The 12,916-nt window shown below is 48.9% G+C and carries 12 protein-coding genes; 2 read left to right on the top strand and 10 right to left on the bottom strand.

What is annotated here, in order from left to right; translation table 11 throughout:
• Genes menB through EQP46_RS07920 form a run of 4 tightly spaced genes read right to left on the bottom strand, consistent with a single transcriptional unit; the run spans window position 1 to window position 4,814 of the window.
• The gene (gene menB / locus EQP46_RS07935; protein WP_017008475.1) at window positions 1–867 is read right to left on the bottom strand and encodes a 1,4-dihydroxy-2-naphthoyl-CoA synthase; all 867 of its coding nucleotides are present in this window, start codon (window positions 865–867) and stop codon (window positions 1–3) included.
• 23 nt (window positions 868–890) lie between these two features.
• On the bottom strand, window positions 891–1,709 hold the full coding sequence (menH, locus tag EQP46_RS07930) for a 2-succinyl-6-hydroxy-2,4-cyclohexadiene-1-carboxylate synthase (protein ID WP_129493130.1): 819 nt from the start codon (window positions 1,707–1,709) through the stop codon (window positions 891–893).
• Window positions 1,710–1,719: 10 nt separating this feature from the next.
• Window positions 1,720–3,453, bottom strand: a complete 1,734-nt coding sequence (menD, locus tag EQP46_RS07925; protein ID WP_129493129.1) for a 2-succinyl-5-enolpyruvyl-6-hydroxy-3-cyclohexene-1-carboxylic-acid synthase — start codon at window positions 3,451–3,453, stop codon at window positions 1,720–1,722.
• On the bottom strand, window positions 3,450–4,814 hold the full coding sequence (locus tag EQP46_RS07920) for an isochorismate synthase (RefSeq protein ID WP_129493128.1): 1,365 nt from the start codon (window positions 4,812–4,814) through the stop codon (window positions 3,450–3,452). The genes menD and EQP46_RS07920 overlap by 4 nt, the downstream gene beginning before the upstream one ends.
• Window positions 4,815–5,212: 398 nt before the next feature.
• Between EQP46_RS07920 and EQP46_RS07915 the strand changes: the two genes are divergently transcribed.
• Entirely contained in the window at window positions 5,213–6,427 is a 1,215-nt protein-coding gene (locus tag EQP46_RS07915) for a pyridoxal phosphate-dependent aminotransferase (RefSeq protein ID WP_017017776.1), read from the top strand.
• Window positions 6,428–6,463: 36 nt separating this feature from the next.
• Here EQP46_RS07915 and rrtA read toward each other — a convergent pair whose 3' ends face one another.
• Window positions 6,464–7,006: a rhombosortase gene (gene rrtA, locus EQP46_RS07910; RefSeq protein ID WP_129493127.1), complete on the bottom strand. Its 543-nt coding sequence runs from the start codon at window positions 7,004–7,006 to the stop codon at window positions 6,464–6,466.
• A 50-nt stretch (window positions 7,007–7,056) separates the two neighbouring features.
• Here rrtA and EQP46_RS07905 point away from each other — a divergent pair, with 50 nt between their 5' ends.
• Window positions 7,057–7,713 carry a tRNA-uridine aminocarboxypropyltransferase gene (locus tag EQP46_RS07905; RefSeq protein WP_129493126.1) on the top strand — a complete coding sequence of 219 codons (657 nt, stop codon included), beginning with the start codon at window positions 7,057–7,059 and terminating at the stop codon, window positions 7,711–7,713.
• Between the two features lie 49 nt (window positions 7,714–7,762).
• On the opposite strand, the gene EQP46_RS07900 is transcribed toward EQP46_RS07905, so the two are convergent.
• From EQP46_RS07900 to hupB, 5 genes are all read right to left on the bottom strand, one after another.
• Window positions 7,763–9,133: an anti-phage deoxyguanosine triphosphatase gene (locus EQP46_RS07900; RefSeq protein ID WP_129493125.1), complete on the bottom strand. Its 1,371-nt coding sequence runs from the start codon at window positions 9,131–9,133 to the stop codon at window positions 7,763–7,765.
• On the bottom strand, window positions 9,123–9,722 hold the full coding sequence (gene yfbR, locus EQP46_RS07895; protein WP_129493124.1) for a 5'-deoxynucleotidase: 600 nt from the start codon (window positions 9,720–9,722) through the stop codon (window positions 9,123–9,125). The genes EQP46_RS07900 and yfbR overlap by 11 nt, the downstream gene beginning before the upstream one ends.
• A gap of 288 nt (window positions 9,723–10,010) precedes the next feature.
• Window positions 10,011–10,310: a ComEA family DNA-binding protein gene (locus tag EQP46_RS07890; RefSeq protein ID WP_129493123.1), complete on the bottom strand. Its 300-nt coding sequence runs from the start codon at window positions 10,308–10,310 to the stop codon at window positions 10,011–10,013.
• A 187-nt stretch (window positions 10,311–10,497) separates the two neighbouring features.
• Complete coding sequence (gene ppiD, locus EQP46_RS07885; RefSeq protein WP_129493122.1) at window positions 10,498–12,390, bottom strand: peptidylprolyl isomerase; 1,893 nt, start codon at window positions 12,388–12,390, stop codon at window positions 10,498–10,500.
• A gap of 235 nt (window positions 12,391–12,625) precedes the next feature.
• Window positions 12,626–12,898, bottom strand: a complete 273-nt coding sequence (gene hupB / locus EQP46_RS07880) for a nucleoid-associated protein HU-beta (RefSeq protein ID WP_026024439.1) — start codon at window positions 12,896–12,898, stop codon at window positions 12,626–12,628.
• Window positions 12,899–12,916: the final 18 nt, after the last annotated feature.

The following is a 12,916-nucleotide window of genomic DNA, read 5'->3' as shown; positions in this document are numbered from 1 at the left end:
TTAAGGGTTACGAGGGAATTTGTCGAAATCAGGACGACGCTTTTCATTGAATGCGTTGCGACCTTCTTGGCCTTCTTCGGTCATATAGAACAGCATGGTTGCGTTGCCAGCTAGCTCTTGAAGACCCGCTTGACCATCACAATCTGCATTCAATGCCGCTTTCAAACAGCGTAGCGCCATCGGGCTGTGCTGAAGTGTTTCACGACACCAGCGCACCGTTTCACGTTCAAGCTCGGCGTAAGGCACAACATGGTTCACAAGCCCCATGTCCAGTGCTTCTTGCGCATCATAGAAACGGCATAGGAACCAAATCTCGCGCGCTTTCTTCTGACCCACGATGCGAGCCATGTATGACGCACCCCAACCACCATCAAACGACCCCACTTTAGGGCCTGTTTGACCAAACTGCGCATTGTCAGCGGCAATGGTCAAATCACACATCATGTGAAGAACATGACCACCACCAACGGCATAACCTGCAACCGCAGCAATCACTGGCTTAGGACACGTACGGATTTGGCGCTGGAAATCCAACACGTTTAGGTGGTGTGTACCTTCGTTATCACGATAGCCGCCGTAGTCGCCACGAATTTTCTGGTCGCCACCTGAACAGAATGCGTGCTCGCCTTGGCCTGTTAGGACAATCACACCCACTTTTTCGTCATAGCGCGCATCAGAAAGTGCTTTGATCATTTCGTTGACCGTCTGAGGACGGAACGCATTACGCACTTCAGGGCGGTTAATGGTAATGCGCGCAATACCTTCCGCAGACTTGTGATAAAGAATGTCTTCATAACCTTCAGAGCAGTCAGCCCACTCTACTGGTGCGTATAGTTCTTGTTCGGTCAAACCTGTTGTAATCGCCATAATGGCTCCATTGAATCGTCAAATTAAACGGTAGTGATCAGCTTTTTTATCAGCTGGCTAAACAGCCTAGGCTGCTCAGCATGAATATTGTGTCCCGCGTCTGGGACGATATTGAACCTAAACCCCGACTGCGCGGCAACGGCAGAAAACTTGGTGTCGTTTTGCCCGCAGACATAGTGCAAAGGCAGTTCGCATTGCCGTAACGGCTCAGTCAGTTCAGGTTGCTTTGATAACGATGTAGCACGCAACATGCTTGCCACTTTAACGCCGAGATTATCACTGCGAAGTGCGACAAAACTTTGTTTTTGCGCATGATTTAGTGAGGAAAAAACGGGTTGTTCATACCAATCTTGAAGCACGTCAATAATGGGCTCAGACGCAAAGCGTTGCGCCCATTGGCAGTCATGTTGCCAGCGAAACTCACGTTCACCTTCAGGTAACCCGGTATGGCCGCTTTCAATCAACAAGCCTTTCAATTGGGCCACTTTTCCGCGCTTTTCGTCCGATTGATGATTCGCCGCAATCACCATGGCAAGCCTTGCACCCAAGGAATATCCCACAAGCCAATACGCGCCTTGCACCTGCTGCTCTATGGTTTGCAAGATCAAGGAACGGGTGTGCTGAAAGCTAATAGGGGGAATGTGCTTACTTTCCCCGTGGCCCGGTAAATCAATGGCAAGGCAGTAGTAATCGGGTGACAACGTTTCAATCACCTCGTTCCAATCATCGGCACAGCCAAGCAAACCATGCAGAAATACCAGTGCGGGCTTTTCTCTGTTCCCTGTCGCTTTACACCCCAGAGTTTCAGGGATTGATGGCGTCTCTGTGCTATATGACGTCATTGTAATCTCGTTAGCACAGCGATGTTTTGACAACATCAGCGAACAAGGCTTTTAACTGCGCACCTGATTCACCCGCAGGGACGCGAAGTTCTATCAATGTGGTGCCTGCATGCGTTTGGCCTTCCAAGCACGCAGAACGTGCGGCTTCCAAAGAGACAGGCGACTGATAACGAAGCCCAAACATGGCCGCGGCATGAGAAAATTCGAAACCATGTGGCATGCGATAGAAAGCATCTTTGCTTTCTTGTGGGACAGGCAACATATCAAAAATGCCGCCCCCATCGTTGTTCACCACGATCACCACTAAGGGATATGGGTTGTTTGCCAATAAAGCGAGACTGTTCAAGTCATACAGCGCAGAGGTATCTCCCAACAAACACACCATGGGTTTTTGTTGAGCCCGTTGAACGCCCGACGCAGTGGCAATAAGGCCATCAATGCCCGATGCGCCTCGGTTTGCGTAAACATGCCGTTCGGGAAGACGCGCGCACATATCTAACAAGCGAATCGCTAGGCTATTGCCAATAAACAGGTCGCTGTCTTCAAGCAGCCAATGCGGAAAATCGGCCGCCATCGCGAGCTCTGACAATTGATCACCATTGAAGGCATGCTTCTGCACACACGCCATGTAAGCCTGACTCGCAAAAGACAAGGGCGCAGCCCAGTTTGCGTGTCGAATGGCTGACGCCGTATGACAAAGTTGCGACGCTATAGATGCAGGATTCCCGATGATGCGGGTCTGTTGACGATGGCGCGGATCTAATCGTCCCGGATGGTTGTCCACCAACCAGTACTCGCCATGAAATCCATCGAAAAATTGCCCTAACCGCTTCGAGACCAATCGCGCACCAAATTGCAGTACGCACTCTGCTTGAGCAAGGAATTCCGCACAGGCAGGGTTTTGCATCCAACCATCAAACCCCGCGAAATCCGATCCCCTACCCGCTTGCGGGTCGCACAATATCGGCCAAGCCAGTCTGTCGGCTAAGGTTTGAATGGCCGCTCTGTCTTCACGAATTACACGGCCAACGATGATCACGCCTTTTTTCTGTTGCGCTGCATGCCATCTTTCATTGATGAAGGTATCGGCCAAAACAAGCGCGTTATCGTGTGCGCTGACAAACGACAAATACGGCGTTTGGCTATCAAGCCATGTCGAAACAGGGGAAAGATACTCACTGGCATCCTCAAGCTCACCATACAACGGCTCAGGATAAGGACAGTTGATGTGCAGACTGCCGCCGGTCAGCGATTGTTGATGCAAACTCTCGTCCAACGTCGACAATAGCCAAGCAGGGGAGGTTGTCTCTGAAGGCGAAGGCAAGTCACACTTGGTATCGGCATGGTCACCAAAAATGCCGCGCTGACTAATGGCTTGGTTTGCGCCGCATTGAATCAGATCTGTCGGGCGGTCGGCCGTAAGCAGAATTAGCTTTTCACGTGTCAGGCGACTTTCCGCCACAGCGGGCAGTAAGTTGGCAACGGCGGTGCCAGACGTCACGATCACCGCCACTGGCTTTTCGGAGGCTTTGGCTAAACCCAGCGCAAGAAAGCCCAGCCCTCGCTCATCAAAATGCGTGTGAAGTTGTAAGGGAAATGTGCCTTCTTCGCGAAGCGCTTCTGCTTCCAGCGTCAAAGGGGTTGAGCGTGAACCCGGTGCTATGCACACGTCAGTCACTCCCGCACGTTGCAAAGACATCAACACAAGCTTTGCCCAGACGCGGTTGAGGGTTTGTTGTTTCATCCCGCTTTTTTCTCCATGTCGATGGCATTACTCATTGGCACCATCGAACGTTTCTTCTCGAAAGGCAGAGGGTCAAGCACAGGCGACAGCAGACTCATCAAGGTCGACATTTTACGATCAAGCTCTTTCCACTCTGTTTCAGATTCCGAACCAGGCACTATGCCAGCGCCAGCAAACAAGTGCAGCGTGTCATTCATCACGAGCGCACTTCGGATAGCCACGCAAAATTCACTGCGTTCTCGGCCAATAAAGCCCACAGAGCCGCTATACCAACCACGGGCAAACGGTTCATTTTCAGTGATGAATTTAACGGCGTTGTCGCGGGGTAAACCTGCAATCGCAGCGGTAGGTTGCAACATTTCAAGCAAGTCAGAACTGGACACGTCATTGTGTAGCTGCGCTTCGATATCGCGCTTGAGATGTTGTACTTTGCGAAGCTGAACCAGATGCGGAGAAGCTTCAACTTTCAGCGCGGTACTGCTTGAGAGCAAACGGGATTCAATGTCTTCCACCACGAGGCGATTTTCGTAGATATTCTTTGGATCGTTAAGCAACCACTGCGCCAAGGCTTTATCGTCTTGTGCTGTTTTGCCACGCCCAATGGTGCCAGCAAGGGCTTCCGTTAAAAGCGCCTGACCTTGTCGGTTAAACAATCGCTCAGGGGTCGAACCCACAAAGCTGTGTTTTTCATCTAGCGCCAACAAGAAATGAAAGTTCGCGCTGTTTTGTTCACGACTTGCTTTTAACAATTGCGCCGCTGAAATGTGGCGGTCGAGGGTCAACGATGTTTTTCTCGCAAGCACAACCTTCTGCAGATCCGTGCTGTCTATTTCGGCCAAGGCTTTTTCAAGCATGCTCGACCACTGCGGATAAGACGGTGAATGTTCAGCGTCAAGGATGTCACACTGCGGACGCGCCAACGTCGACGTCGAATCAGAAAGCTTGTTCAGCGCGGCACGCGCTTTCCCTATGTCATCGCCCGTATTAAGCGACAAAGACCAGGTATCACCAACGCGTGATAATTCTACCTGTGGGAGGAAAAAGAATGACTGTAAGCAGCGCTGATTGCGCTCGGTGCGCCCATCAAACGAGCGACCACCCCAGATTCGCTGCCCGTCTTCCAATACCCACTCAGCGGAATAAGGATTGGAAAACGTTCTGACCTGACCCAGTGCAACGGTTTCTTCTGCACCATCGCGAGACTGCCAATAGAATTTGGGGAATAAAGGCTGAGCATCTAGCCATTCAATCGGATCGACATGGTCAGACAATGTTAGATCGACACTGAGTCGTGGTGGAAGCGCAGACAAAGTAGACAACGCGTCACAAAGCCGCCCAATCGCTTGGATCAATTCGGTCAAGTTAACCTCACTAACACCTGCAACCTAAAGCTAATTGACCGAATCCATGGTGTAAGGCTAGCCGCGAAAAATCCTATTACGCCGGTTGCGTTGGTCTTATTTCTTCGTTGTGCGCCCTGTTTCCCGATACGCCGTGAGCAAATCACCCTAATTAGTGTGTTTTCTCATCAAAAAACGATAAAGCGCGGCAAATTCAGTAAAATTTCCTGTTGGAAATGCATTCTACAACCTTATTGATAGTGATGAAAACCGAATGTTCTAGCAGAATATCCCAGCAAGTTAGGATTAAATCACTGAAATCCTGTTTTCTCGCCATTTTTTACTGTTTGCTACTTATATAGTCGAGTTTGTTAGTGTAATTTACTGCAAATACGTAAAAAACACCCTTGGGAATCAAGATGCAAGAAGTTGGGATGTCGACCAAATTGGACAACGTCTGTTATGACATTCGCGGTCCGGTCATGAAACAAGCAAAGCGCCTCGAAGAAGAAGGCCATAAAATCCTCAAGCTGAACATTGGCAACCCTGCCCCATTTGGCTTTGATGCACCGGACGAAATTTTGGTAGACGTGATCCGTAACCTGCCAACTTCTCAAGGTTACTGTGATTCAAAAGGGATTTACCCAGCCCGTAAAGCGGTAGTTCAACATTACCAAAAACGCGGCATGTTGGATTTAGACGTCGAAGACGTTTATTTGGGTAACGGGGTGTCAGAACTCATCGTGATGTCAATGCAAGCATTGCTAAACAGCGGTGACGAGCTTTTAGTTCCATCGCCTGACTACCCTCTTTGGACGGCAGCCGTTTCTTTGTCTGGCGGTAACCCTGTTCATTACATGTGTGATGAAGAATCAGATTGGTACCCAGATCTGGATGACATCAAAGCCAAGATCACGCCAAAAACCAAAGGCATCGTGCTGATCAACCCGAACAACCCTACCGGTGCGGTATATAGCCGTGATTTCTTGATGGAGATTGCGGACATTGCCCGCCACCACGGTTTGATCATTTTCGCCGATGAAATTTACGACAAAATTTTGTATGACGGTGCACAGCATCACTCTATTGCGCCGCTTGCGCCGGATGTTTTCTGTGTCACCTTCAGTGGTCTGTCAAAGTCATACCGCGTATGTGGCTTCCGTTCAGGCTGGATGATCCTTTCAGGTCCCAAACACTTGGCGAAAGGCTATATCGCAGGTTTAGAGATGCTGGCGTCGATGCGTTTGTGTGCGAATGTACCAATGCAGCATGCGATTCAAACAGCGCTCGGCGGTTATCAGAGCATCAATGAATTGATCCTTCCTGGTGGCCGTTTACTTGAGCAACGCGATAAAGCCCATGAACTGTTGAACCAAATTCCGGGTGTGAGTTGTGTGAAGCCAAAAGGCGCACTCTATCTGTTCCCGAAAATTGATATTAAGCGCTACAACATCCACGATGATGAAAAAATGATGTACGATTTCTTGATGCAAGAGAAAGTACTTATGGTGCATGGCTCTGGCTTCAACTGGCCAAAACCAGACCATTTCCGCATTGTTACTTTGCCACGCGTGGATGATCTTGAATTAGCGATTGGCCGTTTCGAGCGTTTCCTGTCAACCTATCGACAGTAAGTCGCGAAGAACTAATCCATGAAGAAAAAGCCTGACTCAGTCAGGCTTTTTTGTTGTTAGGGCAAACAGTAAGCCCACGGCGGAACCAGCTAAGTGCGCTTGGTATGCCACGCCAGCATCAATGAGCTGCGCAGTCATAGAATCGCCACCGCTATAAGCTTCATAGGTCAATTTCGCGATCACGCCCACCAGCAACACCCACCCCAATGGCACTTTGTTCTGTATGTCTCGTATCACGCCCCATACAAACAGACCATGCAACACACCAGAAAGCCCCGCGTACCAACTGAACGGGCTCCAAAACATGGCAATGCCAATGGCCACCATCATGCACCACATCAACATGACTAACGAACGCATCCGGTAGTAGTGACGATGCAATAAGGTCAGAGCAGCGAGCGCAGCAAGATTCATGGCAAGATGAGGAACATTGGTATGTGTGAGGTTTCCTGTTACGATTCGCCACCATTGCCCCGCCTCAATATCCGCGCGATCCCACGTCATCCAATGATGAATAGCGGGGATTTGCGCTACAATCGCTACGATAGCGATAAGCCCAAGCAATCGATATACAGGCAAAGGGAATCCTCAAACATCTCAATTTCATTAAGTTATAGCGTACCGTGGGAATGAACCAGAAAGCCAGCCGATATTGCGAACAATGCGGGAAAGCCAAACGCGCCTGTATTTGTCATACCATTACAACGATACCTTGCGATATCCCTTTGATTATTCTTCAACATCCGTCTGAAGTGCATCAGCCTATAGGTACTGCGCGTATATTGTCTCTTTCACTGCCAAGCAGTCGACTTTTCGTGGGGGAAGACTTTACGGATAACGACGCGCTTAATGCGTTATTAGACCCGCAATCTGGCGTTGATTACGCCGTGCTTTATCCGTCCGATGACGCGATCTCTTTATCATCAGAAAACACAGAGATAAGCACGGGGGAAAACGGACGCAAGCACGGTTTGATTTTACTCGATGGTACATGGCGAAAAGCATACAAGATGTATCAGCTTTCCAAGAACCTTCATGCCCTCCCAGCAGTAAAACTCGATGAGATCGAACACGGAAACTATCGCATTCGTAAGTCGCCAAAAGAGAGCGGCCTGTCGACCGTAGAGGCAGGTTTCTATGCGCTATCCGCCATGACGGGTGAGCAAACACGCTTTCACCCTTTGATGGCTGCCTTTGACAGCATGATTGAGTTTCAAATCAGTCAAATGCCGCCTGGGGTCTATGAGCGCCATTATGGATGTAAAAACGACAATGAAAACGAATGAGAGAAAGCAGCCTTAAGTTGCTCTCCCTCTTCGCATTTGATGCTATCGCTTACCTGATTTGATACATCGGCCCTTGGCTATCAGCCGTGAACATGGTGGCATGCAATCGTTGTGCATAGCCGTCAGTCATTGCCGATATGTAATCGGCGATCACTCGGCGACCACTTTTCCCATCCGCAACGTCTTTTAGCCAGAGTTCACGCGTAGGCACTGGCAGCAATCGTTTTGGATCCGCATCAAAAGCATCAAACAACCCCATCACCAGTTGCTGGCCTTTATATTCAATGATTTGAAGTTCAGGCTTTTGCACCACATATTCGCTCACAAAGGCTTTTAGTACCGCCAACACGCCATGCATCACATCGGTCAAACACGCGTTCCACTGCAGAATCGGATCATCAAAACTGTTTACGCCATCTTGAAGCGAGGGTTCAATCGCAATTGACGTGAGCAAGGTATTCACCAACGCACCGATGGCATCTTTTCGTTCATAGTGTGGCCCGAACATTTGGTCACTCAAATGGCTAATGTTTGCCTCTAACCACGGGTCTCCACATTCTGCCAATTTGCTGGCGACCGCTTCCTGCCATTGATCGCGCTGGACAATGCCCATCACGATGGCATCTTCAAGATCGTGCACACCATAAGCAATGTCATCAGCCAGTTCCATGATCGAACAATCAAGGGATTTAAACTCGGTTTTACCGTGCTGATTGTCATTGGGTATGTGCTTTAAGCGCGTAAATAGCGCAGCGTCTTTTTCTGTCATGCCCGCTAGCACCCAATTGAACCGGTCAAGATCATCACGATACAATCCTTTCGCGGGATGCCAATCAGACGCTTTTAAATGACGAAACTCAGACACATCAGGCGGCAGCGAAAGTCGGCGTGTCTCGCTAAGCAATGCAGGATATTTAAGCAAACCTAACAGCGTTCTTCTCGCTAAGTTCATGCCATCAGATTCTGTATACGGCTCTAACAGGCTGACAATGCGGAACGTCTGTGCGTTACCTTCAAACCCGTCATCATTACGCATCAGGTAATTCAGCGCGATTTCTCCACCGTGCCCATAGGGCGGGTGGCCAATGTCATGGGCGAGACAGAGACTTTCCAATAGACTGGTTGATGGCAGCAGCGGCCGAAACTCTGGCTGTTTATCTTTGATTTGGGCGAGAATGCCCGTGCCAATTTGAGACACTTCAAGCGAGTGCGTTAAGCGCGTGCGATAAAACTCGCTATGCTCAGCACCAAGCACTTGCGTCTTGGCTTGCAAACGGCGAAACGCAGCAGAGTGAAGAATGCGTGCGCGGTCGCGTTGAAACACTGTACGTTTGTCATGGCGACGCTGTTTGTTCTCGCTCGCTAGCCTTTCTTCCCACAACGGTGAAAGCGTCTCTACCGCAAATACATTATTGCTCATCACTGATCTCATCAAGGCTCAACGTAAAGCTACTGGCAAACGTTGACATAAAATAGTCGCTCGCATCGGAGCGACGGTCTTCCATCGTTTTCTCTAGGCGTCGCTTAGCTTGCTCAAACTCGTGGTTACCCGCAGATAGCTCTTCCAAACACTTGAGGTATGCACATATCGCATCGGCTTGTTTCACGATACGGTATTCATCTTGGTCAATGGCATCACTGTCTATAAGCGGGCGGTAATCGTCCCGAAATTCTTCGGGCAGCATCGAAACCAATTTGTCTTCGGCAATGCGCTCTATCTTCTTGTACTCATCAGCAATAGCGGGATTAAAGTACTTAATCGGCGTGGGCAAGTCGCCGGTCAGCACTTCACTGCAATCATGAAACATCGCCAATAACGCTACGCGTTCCGGCGTCGTGGTTCCACTAAATTTTTTATTTTCGATTAGCGCTAAAGCATGAGCAACAAACGCGACCTGAAGGCTATGCTCGGAGATGTTTTCGTTGAACACATTACGCATGAGAGGCCAGCGGTAGATAAGCTTCATTCTCGCGAGGTGGGCAAAAAAGTGACTGGTTTTCTGACTCATAACATCCTTGGCCTTGGTGTGAGAAATATCCTGACTCCATTCTGTTTGTGTCGGCAGGTTTTCTCAAGCCTCTAAGACAAAAAACCGCAGGATGGGTAAGACTCAGTGTCTACTTACGACCCAAAAACGGGTAATGACAGGGAGCACAGACATCGCGCGGCGTTGCAGCATAGTGGCAGAAAGAGGAAGGAAGATAGAAAGGGCTAGATGCGTGTATCGAGATGAAAATAGAGCGTGGATGTTGGGGAGATCGTGCTCCCCACGTTTAGACACGAAATACAAAGGCCGTTACAGCACGATGCGATCTTTGTTTTTATCGATGATACCGCTGCCAATGCCCTTTACGTTCTTCAGCGAATCCAATGATTCAAACTGTCCGAACTCTTCACGAAAATCAACGATGGCTTGCGCCTTGCTCTTTCCAACACCGTCCAAATACTTATCAAGCTCTTCGGCGTCAGCGGTGTTGATGTTCACTTCAAACGGCGTGTCAGCACCTACACTGCCTTGGTTATCTTGTGAAAGTGCAATGGGTGCTGCAAACATAGTGGCTGCAAATGTCAGCGTTGTGAGTATTTTTCTAAGCATTGATGATTCCTTTACTTATCTTTCCTTAAACAGAGGAGGCAGGGTAATAAGTGGCGGACACCAATGCATGTTTGGTAATAGAAAAAACGACGGTGCACCAAAGGTGCCCCGTCAAAGTAACTTATCAATTACAACGAAGTCGTAATTCGCTCCAAATCTTTCGCTTGGCGCTTAAGTTATTCCACCATTACTGCTCTGCAGTCTCTAAAGAGTAAACCACGTCAGTGGTGTCTTTAAGCTGTTCGATGGTTGCTGCTAGCTCAGTGTTTGCCAATGAACGCGCAACACGGTCAGCCATCTGGCTTTCAATACTGATGTCTGCAGTTTCAGGCTCTGTCACACCGTCCAAGGCAACAACGAGTACATCGCCAGTTAGTGAACGGGTTTGACCATATTCGCTTGAATCAGCATTTGGTGTTGGCATTGTAAATGCTAACTCCACCACATCACGCTCTGGCGAAACACGACCAATATCCGTTGCTTCACTAAATGCATAACCCGACGCGGTCAAGCCTGCTTCATTGCCTGCATTCAGCTCTTCAACCAATGTTGTCGCAAGAGCTTGCGCCGCTTCTTCGCCTTTCTGACGTTTTAGCAGCTCGGTGACTTGTGCTTCTACGTCATCAAATGGCAGAACCACTTCTGGACGCACGTCTTCGACACGAACAACGACAACGTGCTCTGGCGCAATTTCAATGATGTCAGAGTTCAAGCCATCTTCACGCACTTCATCAAGCTGCAGCGCTTGTTGAACATTGGCATTTGCGAGCGTGCCTTCTAAATCACTTAGCGAAACGAAATCAGTGTGTTGCACCTTGCCATTCACAGCCTCAGCTGCATCATCAAGGTTATCTGGCATCTCAAATGCTTTCTCAGCAAGATCATTCGACAGTGCGAAAAACTTCTCAGCCGCATGCTGTTGCTTAAGCTGTGCAACGATGTCATCACGTACGGCTTCAAATGGCTCAGAATCAGACGCTTTTACATCATCTAATTTGATAATGTGGAAACCGAAATCTGATTTAACCACACCAGACACATCACCTTTGTTCACTAGCGCAAAGGCAGCTTCTTCAAAAGCAGGATCCATCACGCCAGCATCGAACCAGTCAAGCTGACCGCCCTGCTCTGCGCTGAATGTGTCATCAGAACGTGTTTTCGCCAGCTCAACAAAATCCGCACCCGCATTAAGTTCTGCAAGCACCGCGTCTGCTTTTTCATTCGCAACTGCATCATCACCTTGGATCATGATGTGGCTGACTTTACGTTGCTCTGCAGTGCCGTAAGATGCCAAGTTCGCGTTGTAGTAAGCCTTCGCTTCTTCTTCGGTCACTTCTGCAACATCAGCAATACCGTTACCAGAAAGCTCAACGTATGAAATTTTGAACTGCTCTGGACGGACAAACTGGGAAGGGTTTTGCTGGTAGAAATCTTGCTTCTGCTCGGCAGTGACGTCTGCTTTCGCAGCAAAATCAGCCACTGGCAGTGACAAAGTACGCACTGTGCGAGTTTGACCTTCAAGTTTGTACAGTGATTCTAGTTCACCTTCTAAAGCAAACTCACTGTTTTGAAGTGCACCAACAAGTTGCTCACGCACCAAGTCCTGACGAACGTACTCAGCAAATTGATCCGGCGTCAGGCCATTGCGACGAAGAGCAGCAAGGTACAAGTCGTTGTCAAACGAACCTAGCGTGCCTTGGAATGCTGGCATTTCACGGATTGATTGTTTGATTTGCGCTTCGCTAACACGCAACCCGAGCTCATCCGCTTGTTGGTCTAGCAGCGCTTGATTGACCATACGGTCAAGCACATTGCGTCGAAATTGTGCAAGGTAGTTAGGATCACTTAGCAGGGTTGCAAAGAAGTCTCCGGCTTGAGCTTGCATCTGTGCACGCTCATTTTGGTAAGCTTGCTCAAATTGGTTGCGGCTAATTTCTTGATCACCCACTTTTGCAGCAGGAGCGACAGTACCACCTGAGAGGTAGCCACCAACGCCTGCAAATACAAAGGAAAAAATAATAAGGCTTAAGATGATCTTAACCGCGAGGCTATTCACGCCTTCGCGTAGTCGCTCCATCATAACGTGCCGTCACTCCTACAAATTTAAACGTTCGTTTTGGTTATACCTAAAAACATCACACTGTATGTTTGATGTTTATTCTAGCGACTGAAAAGTGGCTGAGGTATAAAACTAAAAAAGCGCATCATGAGATGCGCCTTTACACTCTGACTGAGCCTGATTATACGCTGATGTCGCGGACTTTACAGCTTTAAACTATAGATGCTGCGACATAGAGCAAGACGGTTTAAATAGATTAGTTAACCGCGTCTTTCAGAGCTTTACCCGCTTTAAAGCCAGGTACTTTAGCAGCTGGAATGTTGATTTCCGCGCCAGTTTGAGGGTTACGACCAGTACGTGCTGAACGATCACGAACAGAGAACGTACCGAAACCGACAAGAGCTACCTGATCGCCGTCTTTCAGTGTATCAGAAATGGCATCGATCAGTGCATCTAGAGCGCGACCCGCTGACGCTTTAGACAGGTCAGCATTTTCTGCAATTGTATCAATTAACTGCGACTTGTTCACTTTTTCATCCCCTTTACA

The organism is Enterovibrio baiacu (genome assembly GCF_004120195.1).
GTDB classification, from domain to species: Bacteria; Pseudomonadota; Gammaproteobacteria; order Enterobacterales; family Vibrionaceae; genus Enterovibrio; species Enterovibrio baiacui.
Note: the sequence above shows the minus strand (reverse complement) of the source record. Positions and strands in the feature narration are given on the sequence as shown.

Bases quoted from the DNA above. Each gene is read 5' to 3' on its own strand.
- menB (WP_017008475.1), bottom strand. From the start codon at position 867: ATGGCGATTACAACAGGTTTGACCGAACAAGAACTATACGCACCAGTA.
- menH (WP_129493130.1), bottom strand. From the start codon at position 1,709: ATGACGTCATATAGCACAGAGACGCCATCAATCCCTGAAACTCTGGGG.
- menD (WP_129493129.1), bottom strand. From the start codon at position 3,453: ATGAAACAACAAACCCTCAACCGCGTCTGGGCAAAGCTTGTGTTGATG.
- EQP46_RS07915 (WP_017017776.1), top strand. From the start codon at position 5,213: ATGCAAGAAGTTGGGATGTCGACCAAATTGGACAACGTCTGTTATGAC.
- EQP46_RS07905 (WP_129493126.1), top strand. From the start codon at position 7,057: ATGAACCAGAAAGCCAGCCGATATTGCGAACAATGCGGGAAAGCCAAA.
- EQP46_RS07900 (WP_129493125.1), bottom strand. From the start codon at position 9,133: ATGAGCAATAATGTATTTGCGGTAGAGACGCTTTCACCGTTGTGGGAA.
- yfbR (WP_129493124.1), bottom strand. From the start codon at position 9,722: ATGAGTCAGAAAACCAGTCACTTTTTTGCCCACCTCGCGAGAATGAAG.
- EQP46_RS07890 (WP_129493123.1), bottom strand. From the start codon at position 10,310: ATGCTTAGAAAAATACTCACAACGCTGACATTTGCAGCCACTATGTTT.
- ppiD (WP_129493122.1), bottom strand. From the start codon at position 12,390: ATGATGGAGCGACTACGCGAAGGCGTGAATAGCCTCGCGGTTAAGATC.